The organism is Winogradskya humida (assembly GCF_016862215.1).
In the GTDB taxonomy this organism is placed as follows: Bacteria; Actinomycetota; Actinomycetes; order Mycobacteriales; family Micromonosporaceae; genus Actinoplanes; species Actinoplanes humidus.
Window position 1 is genome coordinate 16,981 of sequence record NZ_BOMN01000038.1, and the last position, 18,239, is coordinate 35,219.

16 protein-coding genes are annotated in these 18,239 nt (G+C 68.4%); 9 read left to right on the plus strand and 7 right to left on the minus strand.

The features are described 5' to 3' along the window. Position 1: 1 nt before the first annotated feature. Complete coding sequence (locus Ahu01nite_RS15925) at positions 2–901, minus strand: hypothetical protein (protein ID WP_203837301.1); 900 nt, start codon at positions 899–901, stop codon at positions 2–4. Positions 902–950: 49 nt separating this feature from the next. On the opposite strand from Ahu01nite_RS15925, the gene Ahu01nite_RS15930 reads away from it, so the two are divergent. Further along, entirely contained in the window at positions 951–2,381 is a 1,431-nt protein-coding gene (locus tag Ahu01nite_RS15930) for a CCA tRNA nucleotidyltransferase (RefSeq protein ID WP_203837302.1), read from the plus strand. Between the two features lies 1 nt (position 2,382). Here the strand turns inward: Ahu01nite_RS15930 and Ahu01nite_RS15935 are convergent, their stop codons facing one another. Together Ahu01nite_RS15935 and Ahu01nite_RS15940 are read right to left on the minus strand one after the other, a co-directional pair. Then, a complete protein-coding gene (locus tag Ahu01nite_RS15935) occupies positions 2,383–3,429 on the minus strand; it encodes a WD40 repeat domain-containing protein (RefSeq protein WP_203837303.1) in 1,047 nt (348 codons plus the stop codon). Next, entirely contained in the window at positions 3,426–3,932 is a 507-nt protein-coding gene (locus tag Ahu01nite_RS15940; RefSeq protein ID WP_203837304.1) for a SigE family RNA polymerase sigma factor, read from the minus strand. The genes Ahu01nite_RS15935 and Ahu01nite_RS15940 overlap by 4 nt, the downstream gene beginning before the upstream one ends. 77 nt (positions 3,933–4,009) lie before the next feature. Between Ahu01nite_RS15940 and Ahu01nite_RS15945 the strand changes: the two genes are divergently transcribed. Next, the gene (locus Ahu01nite_RS15945) at positions 4,010–4,498 is read left to right on the plus strand and encodes a methylated-DNA--[protein]-cysteine S-methyltransferase (RefSeq protein ID WP_203837305.1); all 489 of its coding nucleotides are present in this window, start codon (positions 4,010–4,012) and stop codon (positions 4,496–4,498) included. A 50-nt stretch (positions 4,499–4,548) separates the two neighbouring features. On the opposite strand, the gene Ahu01nite_RS15950 is transcribed toward Ahu01nite_RS15945, so the two are convergent. Both Ahu01nite_RS15950 and Ahu01nite_RS15955 read right to left on the minus strand, forming a co-directional pair. After that, on the minus strand, positions 4,549–5,628 hold the full coding sequence (locus Ahu01nite_RS15950; protein ID WP_203837314.1) for an inositol-3-phosphate synthase: 1,080 nt from the start codon (positions 5,626–5,628) through the stop codon (positions 4,549–4,551). Between the two features lie 20 nt (positions 5,629–5,648). After that, on the minus strand, positions 5,649–6,311 hold the full coding sequence (locus Ahu01nite_RS15955; protein WP_203837306.1) for a PadR family transcriptional regulator: 663 nt from the start codon (positions 6,309–6,311) through the stop codon (positions 5,649–5,651). A 155-nt stretch (positions 6,312–6,466) separates the two neighbouring features. Between Ahu01nite_RS15955 and Ahu01nite_RS15960 the strand changes: the two genes are divergently transcribed. The 3 genes from Ahu01nite_RS15960 to Ahu01nite_RS15970 all read left to right on the plus strand — a co-directional run bounded on the left by Ahu01nite_RS15960 (position 6,467) and on the right by Ahu01nite_RS15970 (position 11,582). Then, a complete protein-coding gene (locus Ahu01nite_RS15960; RefSeq protein WP_203837307.1) occupies positions 6,467–6,937 on the plus strand; it encodes a DUF5318 domain-containing protein in 471 nt (156 codons plus the stop codon). A gap of 538 nt (positions 6,938–7,475) precedes the next feature. Beyond that, positions 7,476–9,896 (plus strand): transglycosylase domain-containing protein, encoded by a 2,421-nt coding sequence (locus Ahu01nite_RS15965; protein ID WP_239158879.1) that lies wholly within the window; start codon positions 7,476–7,478, stop codon positions 9,894–9,896. A 174-nt stretch (positions 9,897–10,070) separates the two neighbouring features. Further along, positions 10,071–11,582: a glycosyltransferase family 87 protein gene (locus tag Ahu01nite_RS15970; protein ID WP_203837309.1), complete on the plus strand. Its 1,512-nt coding sequence runs from the start codon at positions 10,071–10,073 to the stop codon at positions 11,580–11,582. Here Ahu01nite_RS15970 and Ahu01nite_RS52025 read toward each other — a convergent pair. Next, positions 11,559–13,358 (minus strand): putative glycosyltransferase family protein, encoded by a 1,800-nt coding sequence (locus Ahu01nite_RS52025; RefSeq protein ID WP_239158880.1) that lies wholly within the window; start codon positions 13,356–13,358, stop codon positions 11,559–11,561. The genes Ahu01nite_RS15970 and Ahu01nite_RS52025 overlap by 24 nt on opposite strands. A gap of 1,096 nt (positions 13,359–14,454) precedes the next feature. Beyond that, positions 14,455–15,231, minus strand: coding sequence for a deoxyribonuclease IV (locus Ahu01nite_RS15980; protein WP_203837310.1), 777 nt, complete (start codon positions 15,229–15,231; stop codon positions 14,455–14,457). A 1,154-nt stretch (positions 15,232–16,385) separates the two neighbouring features. Here Ahu01nite_RS15980 and rpsF point away from each other — a divergent pair. The 4 genes from rpsF to rplI all read left to right on the plus strand — a co-directional run bounded on the left by rpsF (position 16,386) and on the right by rplI (position 18,057). Further along, the gene (rpsF, locus tag Ahu01nite_RS15985) at positions 16,386–16,676 is read left to right on the plus strand and encodes a 30S ribosomal protein S6 (protein WP_106128737.1); all 291 of its coding nucleotides are present in this window, start codon (positions 16,386–16,388) and stop codon (positions 16,674–16,676) included. Between the two features lie 68 nt (positions 16,677–16,744). Next, on the plus strand, positions 16,745–17,314 hold the full coding sequence (locus Ahu01nite_RS15990) for a single-stranded DNA-binding protein (protein ID WP_203837311.1): 570 nt from the start codon (positions 16,745–16,747) through the stop codon (positions 17,312–17,314). A gap of 39 nt (positions 17,315–17,353) precedes the next feature. Next, entirely contained in the window at positions 17,354–17,593 is a 240-nt protein-coding gene (gene rpsR / locus Ahu01nite_RS15995) for a 30S ribosomal protein S18 (RefSeq protein ID WP_007073789.1), read from the plus strand. 14 nt (positions 17,594–17,607) lie between these two features. Continuing rightward, complete coding sequence (rplI, locus tag Ahu01nite_RS16000) at positions 17,608–18,057, plus strand: 50S ribosomal protein L9 (RefSeq protein WP_203837312.1); 450 nt, start codon at positions 17,608–17,610, stop codon at positions 18,055–18,057. The last annotated feature ends 182 nt before the right edge of the window (positions 18,058–18,239 follow it).

Below are 18,239 nucleotides of genomic sequence, written 5' to 3' on the forward strand. Positions count from 1 at the left end.
GTCAGACATGGCGGCGCAGGAGTGTGCCGGGCGCCGCACCCGCCAGCGTCTCCACCATCCAGCACGCCTCGATGGGCACGAGCGGCTCGCTGAGCGCGTCGAGCACCGTCGGGTGATCGCAGCCGGCCTCGGTCAGGACGCCGAGCAACGCGTTCACGGTTCCCAGGTCGCCGGTGTCCGTGATGTGCCGGGCGAGGGGCCGCACCCGGTCGTAGAGCTGTTCGTCGGGGAGCTCGGCCAGCCTGCGGGCTGCCCTGCGTACGAGATCGGTGAGACCTTCGTGGGGGAAGCGTTTGCCCGTGCGGACCTCGAGCCGTGCGGCGGCCGGGGCGCTGTAGGCCGCGACGGCGGCCTCGTCGAGCACCTGGGGTGACGGCTCCGGCTGCCTGGGCCACCAGCTGTCGCCGGCGAAGAGCGGAAGCGGTGCCTGCTCGGGACCGGAGGGCTCGGGCGGGGGAACCGCCCGGCGCAGCGATCGGTACGCGGCTTCGCGCACCGCCGCCACCGTGCTCTCGTCGTCCTCCCCGGAGACCGGCGCGAACGGCCCGAGCAGTGCCACGACCAGGCCGGGGTGCGGAACCGTGGGATCGTCCAGCGCGATCACCTTGGCGAAGAGCTCGAGCTCGTGCCAGTGCAACGCGGCGGGGAAGGCATGACCCGGAGCGACCCAGCCCAGCTGGACCGGCTCACTGGTCGCCGGCTCGCGCAGGCCCAGCGCCTGCTCGCCGGTGGTCAGGTCGATGTCGAGCACCAGGCCGTAACCGTCAGTGATCGGAAAGGAGACCCTCAGGTGGGTCGGATCGGGTTCGGAAAGCGCGCCGCCCTCCGCCCTCAGGAGGGACCAGAAAAGGGGATCCTCGCTGAGACGGCGCAGCGCCTCGGGTACGGGCACGGGTCCCATCCTGCCCGCTGCGCTCGGTGACCGCCACGACCGATACCCTGGTAGTCCCATGTCTGTGTTGAATACGGCCCAACGCAACGCCGTCCAGGAGCTGTTGCGGGTCTCCCCTGTCGCCGACGAGCTGGGGCGCCGTTTCGGCGCCGCCGGCCATGAGCTGCACCTGGTCGGCGGCTCGGTGCGTGACGCCCTGCTCGGCAGCCTCGGTGATGACCTCGACTTCTGCACGGATGCCCGCCCCGAGCGCACGCTCGAACTGGTCAAGGGCTGGGCCGACGCGATCTGGGAGACCGGCCGCGAGTTCGGCACGATCGGGATCCAGAAGAACGGTCTCCGGATCGAGATCACCACATACCGCGCCGAGTCGTACGACGGGGTCACCCGCAACCCGACCGTCGAGTACGGCGACAACCTCCTCGACGACCTGCGCCGCCGGGACTTCACGATCAACGCGATGGCGGTCAGCCTCCCGGGTCACGTCTTCACCGACCCGTACGGCGGGCTCGAGGATCTCGCGGCGCAGCTGATCAGGACGCCGTCGCGGCCGGAGGAGTCCTTCGGTGATGATCCACTTCGGATGCTGCGCGCTGCCCGGTTCGCCGCGAAACTCCGCTTCACGGTGGATCCGGGGGTGATCGCGGCGATGACCGCGATGGCCGCCGACCTCGACCGCATCACCGCCGAGCGGATCCGTGACGAGTTCACCAAGCTGCTCAGCGGCGCCGACCCGGTCGGTGGCCTGCGGCTGCTGGTCGACACCGGGCTCGCCGACCGGTTCCTGCCCGAGCTCACCGGGCTCAAGCTGGAGATCGACGAGCACGCGCAGCACAAGGACGTCTACGAGCACACGCTGATCGTGGTCGCAAACGCCGTACGTCTCGAGGGTGATGCCGGTCCGGACTTCATCCTGCGGATGGCGGCGCTCATGCACGACGTGGGCAAGCCGGCGACCAAGGCCGTCGGCCGTGACGGCCGGGTCAGTTTCCACCACCACGAGGTGGTCGGTGCCCGGCTCACCAAGCAGCGCATGCGCGCCATGAAGTTCCCCAAGGACGTGACCAGCGAGGTGGTCCAGCTGGTCGCGCTGCACCTGCGCTTCTATGGGTACGGCCGGGGCGAGTGGACCGACTCCGCGGTGCGCCGCTACGTGACGGATGCCGCTGAGCTGCTCCCCCGCCTGCACAAGCTCACCCGCTCGGACTGCACGACCCGCAACAAGCGCAAGGCCGCCGGACTGTCGGCGGACTACGACGCGCTGGAGGAGCGGATCGCCCGGATCGAGGCCGAGGAGGACCTGGCGCGGGTGCGCCCCGACCTCGACGGCAACGCGATCATGGAACTCCTGGGCGTGCCGCCGGGCCCGATCGTGGGTCAGGCGTGGCGCTACCTGAAGGAGATGCGCCTCGACCGCGGGCCGATGCCGCGAGACGAGGCGGAGGCCGAGCTCCTGCGCTGGGCGCGGGAGCAGGGCCACACCCCGTGACCTACTTCCCCGGGCCGTAACTCAGGGAAAGATCGGTCAGCTCTTCCGGGAAGTCCTGTTTCGCGATGGCCCGGCCGTCGAGATCCATCAGCACCGCCGTGCCGTTCTCGAATCCGATGATGCGGTCGTCGCTGATGAAGAACGCCCTGGTCGTGGCGAGTTGAGTGCGGACCTTCCCCGTTGTCACGTCGGCGATCCGGAGCAGGTCCGGCTGCTTGCCGTCACCGCGGACGATGACCGTCGTGCCGTCGGGTGACCAGGCGTCCTGGCCCGGCGGCACCCCGGGAACGGCCAGGTCGCGGGTCCACTCCCCCGTTGTCGCGTCGAGCACCGTCAGGGCGGACACCGTCGGGCCGTTGGTCTCCGAACCGTTGACGCCGACCTTGGCGAGCGCGACCTCCTTGTTACCCGGCAACCACGTGTAGAGGCAGTAGTCGACGCACGAGAACCGCTCGTCCAGCGGATGCCGGCGCACCTTGCCCGTCGCCGCGGTGATCACGGTGAAGCGGTCGGTCCCGGTCAGCAGCAGGCTGGCGCTGTCGGAGGACCACTGCGGCTCGAGCACAAAACCGACGGTGGTCCAGGTCAGCCGTTGGGTGCGCAGGTCAATGATGCCGATGTACGGGCGGACGTCGTCGGTCACAGCCGCGTAGCGCGCGTCGGGGGAGACCCAGATGCCGGTGAAGTCCTTCTCCAGCAGCCGGTATTTGCGCGTCTCGGTGTCGAACACGGCGTCGGTGTCCCCGGCCAGTCCCGTGACCATCCAACCGCCGGGCAGGCCGAACGGTTTGTCAGGCGACCAGGGCGGGTGCCCGATCGTGGGCGTGGGCGTTGGCTCGACGGCGGGCGTCTCCTGGCGATGGGTTTCGCGCAGGACGGCGTACGGGATGAAGGTAATAAGGACGAGCAGAGCAACCGCCGCGCCCACCGCGGCTCTGCGCCTTCGTCTGAGCTGCCGTCCCCGGGCCATCGCACCGGCGGCGAGATCGCCTGCGGGGCGGGTCTCATCGGCCATCTCGCGGATCGCCTGTCGGAGCAGGTCGTTCATCGCAGCACCTCCGCGGCTAGATCGAGTTCGGGGACAAGTTCGCGCAGCTTGGCGAGCCCGCGTGCGGCCTGGCTCGCGACGGTTCCCGGCCGGCAGCCGAGCACCTCGGCGGTCTCCTCGATCGAGCGATCCTCCAGATAGCGCAGCACGAGGACGGCGCGCTGGCGCGGTGGGAGGGCGAGGAGGGCCTGCCGCAGCACCAGGCGCACTGTGGCGTCGTGATCGAGGCTGCCGGGAGCAGGGCGGTCGGGGAGCTCGGCCATCGTCAGTTCGGCGAGCCTGGCCCGGTGGCGCCAGCCGGAGGCACGGTCGTTGTAGATGATCCGGCGTACGTAGGGCTCAGCCTCGCCGCGGATGCGGGGCCATCGGGCGTACGCCTTGGCCAGCGCGCCCTGCACCAGGTCCTCGGCGGCCCGCTGGTCGCCGGTCAGTGCGTACGCCACCCGGACCAGGGCATGCGAGCGCTCCGCCACAAAGGCGGTGAATTCCGTCTCCACGGTCACCTCCGCTCTTACAGACGCGGGCGGGCCCGGAAAGTTTGCACGCCTTTTTTGTCGGGGGTTGCGGGCACAATCGCCGCATGAGGTTGGTAGTGGATTCTCCGATCGGGCCGCTCGGTGTCGAGCTCGACGGTCTGACGGTGATCGGGGTACGGTTCGGCGCCTCGCCTGTTGCTGATTTGTCGGATAAGCCCGCTGTCGTCGAGCAGCTGGAGGGCTACTTCGCAGGCACGGTGACGGAATTCACTGTGCCGATCTCGATGCGGGGCGGCTCGTCGTTCGAGCGGTTCGTCTGGGCCGAGATCGCCAAGATCCCTTATGGGGAGACGCGGACCTACGGCGATATCGCGAAAGCGTTCGGTGACGTGGGGGCGGCGCGTGCGGTCGGCACCGCCTGCAACCGCAACCCGGTGCCCGTCCTGGTCCCCTGCCACCGCGTGGTGGGCGCCGGCAACAAACTGGTCGGCTTCGGCGGCGGCCTGCCCCGCAAGCGTCAGCTGCTGGAGCTCGAAGCACGGGTCAGCCTCGAACGGGCCTGGGGCTTCCCCGGCGCCTCATCCGGGACATAGCAAAGCCCGGACCTGGTGAATGGTCCGGGCTTGCAGGGGTGTCGCTCGGGTCAGCTGGCGATCTCGCCCGCGATGAAGGCCTCGACGGCCGCCTTCGCGTCGTGGTCGTTGTACTGCACCGGCGGGCTCTTCATGAAGTAGGAGCTCGCGGAGAGGATCGGGCCACCGATGCCGCGGTCCTTGGCGATCTTCGCCGCGCGGACCGCGTCGATGATGACGCCGGCGGAGTTCGGGGAGTCCCACACCTCGAGCTTCAGCTCCGCGTTGAGCGGGGTGTCGCCGAAGCTGCGGCCCTCGAGCCGGATGTAGGCCCACTTGCGGTCGTCGAGCCACGGCACGTGGTCCGACGGGCCGATGTGCACGTCAGACTTGATCATCTCGTGCGGGATCTGGCTGGTGACCGACTGGGTCTTCGAGATCTTCTTCGAGACCAGGCGCTTGCGCTCCAGCATGTTCATGAAGTCCATGTTGCCGCCGAAGTTGAGCTGGTAGGTGCGCAGCAGCTCGACGCCACGGTCTTCGAACAGCTTGGCGAGCGCGCGGTGCACGATCGTCGCACCGACCTGGCTCTTGATGTCGTCGCCGACGATCGGCAGGCCCGCGTCCTCGAACTTCTTGGCCCAGGTCGGGTCGGAAGCGATGAAGACGGGCAGGGCGTTGACGAACGCACAGCCGGCGTCGATCGCGGCCTGCGCGTAGAACTTGTCGGCCTCTTCGGAGCCCACCGGGAGGTAGGACACCACGACGTCGACCTGCGCGTCGCGGAAGGCCTGAACGACGTCGACCGGCTCGGCCGACGACTCCTCGATCATCTCGCGGTAGTAGGTACCGAGGCCGTCGAACGTCGGTCCACGCTGGACGGAGACGCCGGTCGGCGCCACGTCGGTGAGCGTGATCGTGTTGTTCTCGCTGGCGACGATCGCCTCGGCCAGGTCCATGCCGACCTTCTTGGCGTCCACATCGAACGCCGCGACGAACTGCACGTCAGAAACGTGGTAGTCGCCGAAGGTTACGTGCATGAGACCCGGAACGCGGTCGTTCGGGTCGGCGTTGCGGTAGTACTCCACGCCCTGTACGAGGGACGAGGCGCAGTTACCCACACCGACGATGGCGACGCGGACGGAGCCCATCGCGTTTGCCTCCTTGTTCATCACGGCCGGTCCTGGTGCGGAGCCGGTGTTGCTGGGGGTGCCCCCGCAGCCCGGTCGGCTGCGGAAGTGCTGGTCCTGCTCTCCGCGGCGCTGGTGCTTGCTGCGGCGGCAGAAGATGCGGGGGTGCGGCCGGAGCGCTCGTTGGTGATGAGCTCCTCCAGCCAGCGGACTTCTCGCTCGCACGAGTCGAGCCCGTGGCGCTGGAGTTCGAGCGTGTAGGCGTCGAGCCGGTCGCCGGCCCGCGACAACACGTCCCGCAGGCCCTCCCGGCGCTCCTCGATACGGCGCCGGCGGCCCTCGAGGATGCGCAGCCGGGTCGCGCGGTCGGTCCGGGAGAAGAAGGTGAAGTGCACGCCGAAGCCCGCGTCGTCATACGTCTCGGGGCCCGCCTGGGCGAGCAGATCGGCGAAACGCTCCTTGCCTTCCGCAGTGATCTTGTAAACAACCCGGCCCCGTTTGCTGGTCATCGGCGGCACGATGCTCGTATCGGCAGCCTGCTCGCTGATCCATCCGGCGAGGTGCAGCCGTTTCAGGGTCGGATACAGGGTGCCGTAGCTGATCGCGGCGCGGAGGGTGCCGAGCTTGGTGGCGAGCTCCTTGCGCAGCTCGTACCCGTGCATCGGAGCCTCTTGGAGCAGACCGAGGATGGCCATTTCGATCATTCGGTCCACCTCCTCCGGTTCGATGTATCGGGCCGATACATCACTACCGTAGGCCGGGCCTCGGGGATTAGCAAGATCGTCATGCCCTGCAGTCGCCACGCCACGCTGCGTGATGGCTGTCGCCGTTCGGGTGCGGACCGCGTACTCTCTTCGCCATGCGCACGCAGCGGCAGGTCGTCGACTACTCGCTACAGAAGCGAGCGCTGCTGCGTGACGTGCACAATGGCAAGATCGGGACGCTCGAGGTCTGCGATGCCTCGCCATACCTGAAAAACGCAGCTCGCTTCCATGGCGAGCCGACCGATGACCGTTGCCCGATCTGCCGCCGAGACAACCTCACACTGGTGCACTACATCTATGGGGACGAGCTCAAGCAGTCCGCCGGCCAGGCAAGGAAACTCACCGAGTTGCCGGTCCTGGCGATGACGCTGCGTGAGTTCCAGGTCTTCGTGGTCGAGGTGTGCCAGTCGTGTTCCTGGAACCACCTGATCGAGCAGTTCCTGCTCGGCCGGGATGCAATGAGCGCCGACGAACTCCTAGAGGGCGCGACGGCTGTCGCCGCGTCCGCCTCGGGCCGCCACCGCGAGACAGGGTCGTCGTCACATCGCCGGGAGGGCAGACAGTGATCGCCCTCAACGTCGCTAACGTTGACACGATCCGGACCGACACGGGCATCCAGCGTCGCAATCGGTCATTTTCGACATCCGACAGGGCGGCTGCGCGGATGCAGCCCAAAAACGTCCGTTCGTGGCGTAGTCCCCGGGAGCCCCTCCAGGGTTCCCCGGGCGTGCCACTGCGACCGGTAGGTGTAACCGAATGAACTCGTACGGCGAATCGCAGTCTGCGCGTGCCCGGGCCAGCGTGCCCGGGTCGTCCGCTGCCGCCACGCCTGACGACGATCCGTCCGGCTACGACGACCGTCCCGCGCCTGACGCCTATCGGAGACCCTCCGGTGGCCGCGCGAGCGTGAGCGGATCGGCGACGCCTCGCGGCGCCGCCTCCGTCGGGGCGGCCGCTGTGGGTGGACGTGCCTCCGTGGGCGCTGCCCCGGTCGGCGGTCGCGCGTCTGTCGGAGCGGGAACGGCGCCAGTGGGTGGACGTGCCTCGGTCGGCGCTGCCCCGGTCGGGGCTCGCGCCTCGGTCGCGCGCGCGGCCGTGCGGCCCGTGTCCCCGGCTGTCGGTGGTGGTGGCGGCCTCGGCCCCAACGATCCCGGCAGCAACGGCCGTCGTGGGCTCGGTGGCGGCGGCAAGAACGTCACCAAGGCGGCCAAGAAGCGCCGCCGGGCCAACATCCTCACCGCTGCCGCGGCTGTCCTGGTGATCCTGGCCGGCGGCGGCGTCGTCGCGGGCACCTGGTTCTTCGACGGCGTGGACCTTCCCGCCCCCAAGACCGAGGATCAGTCCAATGTGATCCTCAACGCGAAGGGCCAGGTCCTCGCCAAGCTCGGCACCCAGAACCGCACCGTCGTGCCGCAGGCGAGCATCAACCCTTACGTCCAGCACGCGGTGGCCGCGGCCGAGGACAAGAACTTCTACACGCACTCCGGCATTGACATGAAGGGCATCATGCGTGCCGCGTGGAACAACTTCACGGGCGGCGACAAGCAGGGTGCCTCGACGATCACTCAGCAGTACGCCCGGTATGCGGCAGATCTGAAGGCGATCAGCTACAACCGGAAGCTGCGCGAGGCGGTGATCGCGCGCAAGCTCGAGTCGACGTACGACAAAGACCAGATCATGGGGTTCTACCTCAACTACATCTACCTGGGCGAGGGCCGGTACGGCATCGAGGCCGCCGCGCAGGGTTACTTCAGCAAGTCGGTGATGACGCCCGAGGGGCAGAAGAACGCGATCACCCCGTCCGAGGCGGCGGTGCTGGCGTCGATCATCAAGCAGCCCGAGCCGGATCCCAACGGCGGTCACAAGGGCTACGACCCCAACTACAACCTCGGCGCGGCCAAGGAACGCTGGGAATACACGATGTCGAACATGCTCGAGATGAAGTGGATCACGAAAGAGCAGTACGACGCGCGTAAATACCCCACCGTCAACCCGCCGAACGCCAACAAGTGCAAGACCTGCGCTGGTGACAGCAAGCCGGTCGGGATGATCATGCGGCATGTCAAGGCCGAGCTGGCCGAGATGAACATCTCCGAGACCGAGTTCACGCGCGGTGGCCTGACGGTTCAGACGACCATCGACCCCGAGGTTCAGGCGGCCGCCGAGGCTGCCGGCTCGCGAAAGAGCAAGTCCTCGGCGATGCACGACCTGCCGAAGAGCTACCAGGCCGCGGTGATCGGCATCGACCCGTCTACCGGGCGGGTGCTCGGGTATTACGGCGGTGACGATCCCACCGGTATCGACTACGGCAGCTACATGAACGGTGACGGCACCGGGTTCAGCGGCACCGGCCAGTCCCCCGGCTCGACGTTCAAGATCTACACGCTCGCCGCGGCCCAGCGCGAGGACATCTCGTTCAAGACCACCTGGGACGGTACGAAGAAGAAGCCCGACGGCGGCACGATCAGCAACGCCGGCGCCGACCCGGGCAAGGTCTGTGGCGGAAAGATCAAGTACTGCGATCTGGAAACCGCGACGATCCAGTCGTACAACTTCCCCTTCTACCAGATCGCCGAGGGCATCGGCCGCGAGAAGGTCCTCGAGGCCGCCCGTGACGCCGGCATCACCCACGTCTGGACGGACAAGGGCGAGATGGTCGACCTCACCAAGACCGACGCCGCCTACTGGAAGGCGAACGGCCGGTTCGACAACGAGATCGGCTTCGGTCAGTACCACGTCGTCCCGCTGGAGCACGCCCAGGGCGTCGCGACCATCGTCAACAACGGCGTGCGCCACGAGGCGCACTTCATCAAGACGGTGAAGCGGATCGACCAGAACACCGGCAAGCTCGTTCCCTACAAGAGCGAGAAGACGGCCGGGAAGACGGTCTTCGACAAGGACCGGACGTCCGACCTGCAGGGTGTCATGGCCAAGATCCCGGAGCACGCCAAGAACACGTTGCGCAACGGCCGCGAGGCCATCGCCAAGTCCGGCACCTGGGAGTTCGACGACGGCAAGGACAACCACTCCGGCAGTGGTGACACCTGGTTCGTCGGCGGTATCCCGCAGCTGGCGGCCACGGTCTGGGTCGGTGGCGCGACGAAGAAGGTCGAGCTGCACGAGTCCGACGGCAAATCTGACATGTTCGGCTCGGGCACCCCGGCCCAGATCTGGGAAGACTTCATCAACGCCGTCACCAAGGCGGAAGACATGAAGAAGGAAGACTTCCCGACGCGGGTCGAGACCGGCAACGCCGACAGCGAGTACGCGACCGGGCAGGAGCCCCCGCCGCCGCCGGTCGTCGTCCAGCCGCCGGCGGTCGACCCGAACAGCCAGCTCTGCCAGCTGTTCCCGCAGCAGTGCCAGAACACCGGCAACGGGGACAACAACAACGGCAACGGCGACAACAACAACAATGACAACAACAACGGTGGCGGCAACAACAACGGCGGCGGCAACACCACGCTGCCAGGGGCCACCACGCCAGGGACAGCCGAGACCACCACGAACAACGAAAACGGCTGACCTGATCGACTGAACGTCGCGGCGTGCCCACCGGAAACGGTGGGCACGCCGTTTCGTTTACCGCCGCTGATGAGGAAAAGTGCCGGCGCTGATGCGGAAAGACTTTCGGACCGCTCTGGGAAGACGCGGTGCGGGTCGCCCCTTTCCGCCGCCGATGGGGCATGATGCCAAGTCATGAGCGCGCCATCGTCGGAGACCGAACGGACCGACCAGCCGGCGAAGTCTGACGGCTTCATCCGCGGCCTGGCCCAGGCGATCGGAGGGCCGATCGGCGAGCATGCCACGTCGCCCGCCGCCCGTCGCGGCCGGTTCTGGACCGCGCCGCGAATCATCATGGCGCTGGTATGCATGACGCTGGCGTTCAGCTGGGTGCAGAAATCGCCCTGCCAGGACGGCGACTGGCAGAAGAATATCCAGTACACGCGGTTCTGCTACACCGACGTGCTGGCGCTCTACTACGCCGAGGGGCTCAACGAGGGCAAGGTGCCCTACGTCGACCACGCGGTCGAATACCCGGTCGTGACGGGCTACTTCATGGGTGCCCTCGGGCTGCCGGTGCACGCGCTCGGCGACCGCTACCCCGAGATCAACCAGGGCAAGTGGTTCTACAACGCGAACGCCCTGGTCCTGTCCGTCCTCGCGGTGGCCTCCGCGGGGGTGCTGCTCGCCCTGCGACGCCGACGGCCCTGGGACGCCGCGATCTTCGCGTTGTCACCGATCCTGCTGGTGACGGCCACGGTCAACTGGGACTTCCTGGCAATCGGGCTCGCGATGTTCGGCCTCTACGCCTGGGCCCGCCGCTGGCCCATCCTGGCCGGCCTGCTGCTGGGCCTGGGTGGCGCGGCGAAACTGTGGCCGCTGTTCATCCTCGGGCCGCTTTTCGTGCTCGCCCTGCGGTCGCGCCGGGTTCAGGCCTTCCTGCTGGCCCTCGCCGGCGCGATCTTCGCCTGGGCCGCGACGAACCTGCCCATCGCGATCTTCTACCGGACGAGCTGGAACCGCTTCTTCGAGCTCAACGACACCAGGCCCATCGACTGGGGCACGCTCTGGTACATCGGTCGGTTCCTCGACGCGAAGTGGAACAGCGGCGCGGTGGGTGATCAAGGCCCGTTCCAATGGCTCAGCGATCACATCCCCACGCTCAACCACCTCTCGTACGCCCTGACGGTCCTCGCCTGCGCCGCGATCGGACTGTTGTGCCTGCTCGCCCCGCGCCGCCCGAGGCTGTCACAGATCGCGTTCCTCGTGGTCGCCGTCTTCCTGATCTTCAGCAAGGTGTGGTCGCAGCAGTACGTCCTCTGGCTCCTGCCCCTGATCGTGCTGGCCCGCCCCCGCTGGGGCGCGATCATCGCCTGGACGGTCGCGGAGATCGGATACTTCACGGCCTTCTACGCGGAGCTGCTGGGCTCGGGCGGCAAACCGGTCATCCCCGAGGGCACGTTCGTGCTGGCCTCGACGCTGCGGCTCGTGACGGTGGCCGTCCTGGTGGGTCTGGTCGTCCGCGAGATCTGGCGCCCGGAGCTCGACGTCGTCCGGGACACCTACGACGAGGACCCGGACGGCGGCACCTTCAACGACTCGCCCGACGCGGACTGGACGATCAAGCTGCGCCGATGGCTCAACATCGAGAAGACCCCCGCGGCGCCGGCGATCCCGCCTCCGTTAGTTGAGGCGGAACAACACTGAGTCGTTGTCGAGGTCCTCGCGGCTGATCTGCAGGGAGTCGACGGGGAGGTCACCCGCGCGCTCCCAGGGCGTACCCGTCACCTGGGAGCGCAGCAGCAGGACCGTGCCGATGCCCTGGGCTCGCAGATACTGGACGCTCGCGGCGTCGGGGAACTTCGCGACGGCCTGACGCAGCTCGGACTGTCGCTGCGGGGCGAACCCGCCGCTGCCGTTGGCCATCTGCTGGAACCGCGACGTCGACCAGAGCATCACGGTCTGATCGGTGAGCGCCGCGGTCGGCAGGACCAGCACCGGACCCTGCACCGTACGCATGGCCGCCGGCTGGTCCGGGACCACCGGATGCGCGGTCGCGTTCCAACCCTCGACGAGGACCAGCATCAGCGGCACAAACGTCGCCAGCCGCAGCCACGGACCGGGCCACGGCGGGATCCGGGTGGAGACCATGTGCTCGGCACGCCGTACGAACTCGGCAACCGCCCCCACCGCCAGGATCGCCAGGAACAGGGTCACCCAGAGCATCAACCGGCCGGGGATCCGTACGCCGAACGATGCCGGCAGGTGCGCGAAGAGCGGCAGATATGTCCAGCGCCCCGCGAAGAACGTCGTCCCTAGCGTGAAGATCCCACTGACCACGACGGCGGCGAGCAGAACCAGGCGCTGCCACACCCGCCAGATCGAGAAGACCAGACCGGCAAGCGCGAGGGCGTACAGGACAAAGCCGGGTAGCAGGCTCATCTCGGCCGGCCACCCCAGCGACTGCCGGGCCACCTCGTGCGGCAACCCCCAGATGCGCGACTCGGCGGGCCCGATCAGCAGGCTCTGCACCGGCGCGGAGAAGAACGAGATCTCCTCCCCCGCCGGCCCGGTAGGCGGCACCCGGAAATACGGCACGGCGATCAACGCGCCGACTCCCGCGAAGATCAACACTCCGATCAGGTCTGTCACCAGCAGCCGCCACCCGAGCACGGCCCCCTGCCCGCGATGCCGCAACCGCCGGACCAGCACGGCGACGCCCACGACAAGGATCAGAGCACCCAGGACGTACGCAAAAGGCAGCCCGAGCGAAAACCCGAGACTGAGCTGCCACGTCGCCACCAACCAGCCCGCGACAGCCCACCCCATACGCCGGCGGCCGCCCCGGAACCCGTACCGCAGCGAATATCCGTGCCCGCGCGCCAGCATCGCCAGCGCCAGCGGAATCCCCCCGGCGGAAACGATGTCGAGATGCCCCTCCTGCGCCAACCGCCACGGCGCATAGGCGAAGGCAACGGCGCCGACCACCGCCCCGGTCCGCCCGGAGCCCAGCTGCCGGACAAGCGCGTACGCGCCGATCGCCAGCAGGGCATGAGCGAGCAGGAAAAGAAGGTTGTACCGCAGGACGGCCGCGAGGGGGCCGCTGCCGATCATGCCGGCGGGCGCATACCCGAGCAGACTGTCCCCGAACGCGAAGCTGTAGTGCTCCGGGAAGAACGCGTTGGCCTGCCACAACCGGGCCGGCTCGGTGAGCAGCACATGCCCGGCCCAGGAAATCTGCCACGCCTGCCGCGACGGATCCCAGATGTCCTGCGGAACGGTATGCACCGGGTACCGCAGAGCCGGCCACGTCAGCACGGTGGCCAGCACCAGCGAACCGTAGACGACAAGGGCGTACTCGTGAATGAGCGCCCGCCCGACCACCCGGCCCGCCCGCCGCACCCGCCCGGGAGACCGCTCGGCCTCCTGAGCGAAGGCGGTCCACGGGTCCGGCGGGGCGCCTGGAGGCCGGGCTGTGGGCAATTCGACATTTCGCCGTCGTCGCCTGCTCCGGCGCGGGTCCGGGTCCTTGCCTTCTTCGGGGTCGCTGACTGCCGGCGATGCGGAGGTCTTGCTGGGGTCGGGTGCTTCCTGCTTACCCTCGGCCAGGGCCGTGTCCGAGAGCGCGGGGGATGCCTTTGTGGAGTTGTCGGGGCGGTCGGTAGTTGTTCTTGCTGTGGGGACCTTGGCTCGGCCTGTTGCGGTCGCGGAGCTCTTGGTGCCACGCTTGGCATCCTGGCCGGCCGCTGGGGCCGCTGCCGCTGGGGCCCCCGCCGCTCCGGCCGCTGCCGTTCCGGCCCCCGCCGCTCCGGGTGCTGCTGCTCCGGCCGCTGGAGCCGCTCCGGCTCCGGCTGCTTCGGCTCTGGATGCTCTGGCTGTGGGGCTCGCTGAGTCGGTGGGAAGGGCCGTGCCGACGGGGATAGTGCCGTCGTCGCTTGCCGTTGTGGTTGTCGGCGTACTTGTGGCGGCCGCCATGACCGCAGTGGGATCTGTCCCTACTGCTGTGTCGCTGCCTGTGCCGGCTGGGGTGTTGACCGTGTCGTTGGCCCGCGTGTGGGCTGAGGTTGTGGCTCTGGTGGCCTTGGCGTGGCGGGGTCGCCTGGCGGGCCGGGGAGCTCGTGCGCCGGGTGGCGGAGGCGGGACGGCGGGGCGCAGGATTCGGGTGGTCTCGGCGGAGTCGGGCTGCTCGGGCCGCGGCTTTCGCCAGCTGTCCCAGAATCGACGCCGCGGACGTTCCACAGAGGATCCCACCACGGACGCCACCGCCGTGGGCGTCCCGTCCGGCTGCCGGCTCGTGCCGCTGCTGATCAGGCCGCTGTCATGCCCAGCACCCCAGAACTCACCCCCCTGGCCGGGATTGCCCTGGCCGAGATCGCTCTGACCTGGATCGCTCTGACCTGGATCGCCCTGGCCGGGATCGCTCTGACCGCCAAGATCGCTCTGGCCGCCCTCATCGGCGGAGGCAGGGGTGGGGGTGGGGGTGGGGGTGGAGGCGGCGGGGTCGGGTGGGGTGGGCGCTTGCCGGGCACCGGCTTGCGGCTGCTCAGTGGTCATTGCGCTCCCTTGTGCCGCCGGCGGGTCAGTTGCCTGCTTTCTCGCGCAGGAGCGCGATGTCGGCGGACTGGCCCTCGATTCCGCCCGGGGTCTCGACGATTGCCGGGGCTCCGGAGGCTCGGATGGCTGCTACCACCAACTCCGGGTCGATCTTGCCATTGCCGAGGTTGTCGTGCCGGTCTCGGCCTGAGTCGAAGGTGTCCTTCGAGTCGTTGGCGTGGATGAGGTCGATGCGGCCGGTGATCGCCTTGACGCGGTCGACGATGTCGAGGAGCTCCTCGCCGCCGGCGTGGGCGTGACAGGTGTCGAGGCAGAAGCCCGCGCCGAACTCGCCGACAGCGTCCCAGAGCCGCGCAAGGCTGTCGAAGTGGCGGGCCATCGCGTGGTCGCCGCCCGCTGTGTTCTCGATCAGGACCGGGAGCGGCAGGCCGCCTTCCTTCTCGGCATACGCGAAGGTCTTGCGCCAGTTGTCGAAACCGACCGCGATGTCGTCGTCGGCGTTGACGTGACCGCCGTGGACGATGAGTGCCCGGGCGCCGATCTCGGCTGCCGCGCGGGCATGGGTGAGCAGCAGTTTGCGGCTCGGGATGCGGATGCGGTTGTTGAGCGTGGCGACGTTGATCACATAGGGCGCGTGGATGTAGATGTCCACGTCGGACGCCTTCAGGGCAGCCGCGTCGGTGCGGGCGGCGGGTGCCTTCCAGCCCTGGGGGTCTGCCAGGAAGAACTGGACGGCGTCGGCACCGCGGGCGGCTGCCGCGTCGAGGGGATCGGCGGGATCTACATGGGCTCCGATGCGCATGGACCGAGCCTACGACGTGGGTACGACGCTCACCGTTCGTGGCGGCGGGTCCGCGTACGCGTCACTCCTCTGTTCGAGATGTCGTTAATCGGGAGAATTAACCACATAACGGGGGGATGGTGGCATGTCGCGGCAAGTCAGAAACCGTGTCACAGCAATGGTGTTGGGCGGTTTTCTGCTGGCCGCGGCGGTTGTCACCACGGGGGCGGCCAGCGCTGCCCCCGCCGGGACGGGGTCCTGCGCGACGATCGAGATCGTGGTGTGCGGGAGTGCTGACGAGCCGCTTCCGGTGCCGGTCACGCCGGATCCCACGGTTGACCCGACGGAGGTGTCACCGGGGCCCGATCCCACAGATCCGACTGTTCCCCCGGGGTCGACCGATCCGGGGACCCAGCCTCCGACGGGCCCCACGACGACGCCGCCCGTGGCCACGCAGACGCCTACCGCGACGCCGAACACCACCAGGCCCACGCGTCCGGGTTCGGTGGTCACCCACACTGCCGCGCCCATCCTGCCCCCGGGCGGTCCCCGTTCCCCGATCAAGAACAACACCGCTACGGGTACGCCCGGAGCTGCCGGTCAGCCGTTCACGCAGGTCCCACCGCGTAACGCGAAGGCGGCGCTGGCGGGCGTACCGACGCTGAAATTGCCTTTGACCACGACGCCGGGCGGACCGGTGCTCGATGCTGGACCCGCGCGGGAAGATGCGGCGGCGGAGCCGGTCGCGGCGTTGGATCCGATCACCGAGTCGAGGCCGATCGGGCTCCTCGCGCTGGTGGCGGTGATCTGTGTGGTCGGTGTGGGTGCTGGGACTATTCGGTCATTTGTGTCGGAACGTGCATCTCGGTCAACGATCGCGTAGACTAGTCGGCAGAAGCTCCGCGGGGCGGCCGTTCCAACCTCATCGGTGTGGTCGTTCCTCCCCAGGTCCCACCCAGCGAATGCGGGCCGGGCGCCCCGCGGCTCCACCAGGAAAGAGCCTCGTCCCAGGGACGGGGCTCTTTTTGGTTGCCCGGCGGCCCCCGGGTATGCTTCTCGGGTTCGCAGTCTGTACGCCGTGGGGCACCTGTCCCGCGGTTTCTTTCTGCGAGCGACACAAGACCTCCTGCCGCGGAAATACCGTGGCCGTCAAGCCCACAGGAGGTGAGAACGTCTTGCGTCATTACGAACTCATGGTGATCCTCGACCCTTCACTCGAGGAGCGCACTGTCGCCCCGTCGCTCGACACGTACCTGAACGTGATCCGGACCGCGGGCGGCTCGGTGGAGAAGCTCGATGTCTGGGGCCGTCGTCGGCTCTCGTTCGAGATCAACAAGAAGTCCGAGGGCATCTACGCCGTCGTGGACCTGCAGGCGACCCCCGAGGCCGTGGCGGAGCTGGACCGTCAGCTGCGGCTGAACGAGTCCATCCTGCGTACCAAGGTCATCCGGCCGGAGACCCGCTGACGTTCGTTTTTGTCGTAGGGGTCTGAGAACCTTTTCGACGAACGACGCCCAGCGGCGAGGAGAAGATCATGGCAGGAGAAACCACCATCACGGTCGTCGGTAACTTGACCGACGACCCTGAGCTGCGCTTCACCCCTTCGGGTGCGGCAGTCGCCAAGTTCCGCATCGCTTCGACGCCGCGGACCTTGGACCGGCAGTCGGGTGAGTGGAAAGACGGCGAGCCACTCTTCCTTGCGTGCAACATCTGGCGTGAAGCCGCCGAACACGTCGCCGAGTCGCTGCAGCGTGGCGCTCGGGTGATCGTGCAGGGCCGGCTGCGGCAGCGGTCTTACGAGACGCGCGAGGGCGAGAAGCGCACCGTCTACGAGCTCGAGGTCGACGAGATCGGCCCGTCCCTGCGCTACGCCACGGCGAAGGTGCAGAAGGCGAGCAGGTCCGGTGGCGGCGGTAGCGGAGGCGGCTTCGGCGGCGGCAGCGGCGGTGGTGGCAACCGGCAGCCCAGCAACGGTGGCGGCGGCGGTGGAGGCGGCAACGCATCCTCCTTCGACGACCCGTGGGCTACGGCGGCCCCGGCCTCCGGCAGCCGTCCCAGTGGCGGCGGCGCCAGCTCCTCATTCGACGACGAGCCTCCCTTCTAAGCCCCTCACCGGGCTTATCCGAGTTCAGGAGTAAGAGCAATGGCTAAGGCTGCGGCACTTCGCAAGCCGAAGAAGAAGGTGAACCCGCTCGACAAGGACGGGATCACCTACATCGACTACAAGGACACCGCGCTGCTGCGCAAGTTCATCTCGGACCGCGGCAAGATCCGCGCCCGCCGGGTGACTGGCGTTACCTCGCAGCAGCAGCGGCAGATCGCCCGCGCGGTTAAGAACGCCCGTGAAATGGCGCTCTTGCCGTACACGGCGACGGCGCGCTGAGGGGAGGCACCGAGATGAAGATCATCCTCACCCACGAGGTGTCCGGACTGGGCACCCCCGGCGACATCGTCGAGGTCAAGAACGGCTACGGCCGTAACTACCTCCTGCCGCAGGGCTTCGCGATCCAGTGGAGCAAGGGCGCCGAGAAGCAGGTCACGGTCATCAAGCGGGCGCGCGACGCCCGTGAGATCCGCGACCTGGGCCAGGCCAACGAGGTCAAGGGCCAGCTCGAGGGCCTCAAGGTCACCCTGCCGGCCCGCTCCGGCACCGGCGGCCGCCTGTTCGGCTCGATCACCCCGGCCGAGATCGTCAACGCGGTCAAGGCCGCCGGCGGCCCGTCCCTCGACCGGCGCCGCCTCGAGCTCCCGGCCCACATCAAGACCACGGGCGCTTACAAGGTCCAGGTCAAGCTCCACCCCGAGGTAACCGCCTCGTTCCCCGTGAACGTCGTGGCCGCCAAGTAACACCGAACCACCAGAAAGCGCGCCGCCCCGGTCGGGTCGGCGCGCTTTTCTGTTCCCGAAGCTTCCCGGGCTCCTCAGATGGTCGGCCGGCTGCCTGGCTGCCTGGCTGCGCGGCTGCCTGGCTGCGCTGCTGCGCGGCTGCCTGGCTGCGCGGCTGCCTGGCTGCGCGGCTGCCTGGCTGG